1 pseudogene is annotated in these 314 nt (G+C 47.1%); it reads left to right on the top strand.

Annotated elements, in window-relative coordinates:
* Positions 1-314, top strand: a pseudogene (locus C1E58_RS11850) (UDP-N-acetylglucosamine 1-carboxyvinyltransferase); the annotation flags it as partial.

Below are 314 nucleotides of genomic sequence, written 5' to 3'. Positions count from 1 at the left end.
TCTCGGATGTAGATAGCTTAGTTGATATTATGGAAACAATGGGCGCGACGGTCAAGCGTGATGGTGAAACCTTGGAGATTGACCCTCGTGGTGTAAAAGACATGCCTATGCCATTTGGTAAAATTAATAGCTTGCGTGCATCCTACTATTTTTACGGTTCCCTCCTTGGTCGCTTTGGTCAAGCTGTTGTTGGCTTGCCAGGTGGTTGTGATTTGGGACCGCGTCCGATTGATTTGCACTTGAAAGCATTCGCGGCAATGGGAGCTGAGACAACCTATGAAGGTGACTATATGCGCTTGGCAACTAATGGTCAG

Origin of the sequence: Streptococcus suis (assembly GCF_002964575.1) — a bacterium.
GTDB lineage: Bacteria > Bacillota > Bacilli > Lactobacillales > Streptococcaceae > Streptococcus > Streptococcus suis_R.
This window is presented reverse-complemented; position numbering and strand designations above follow the sequence as displayed.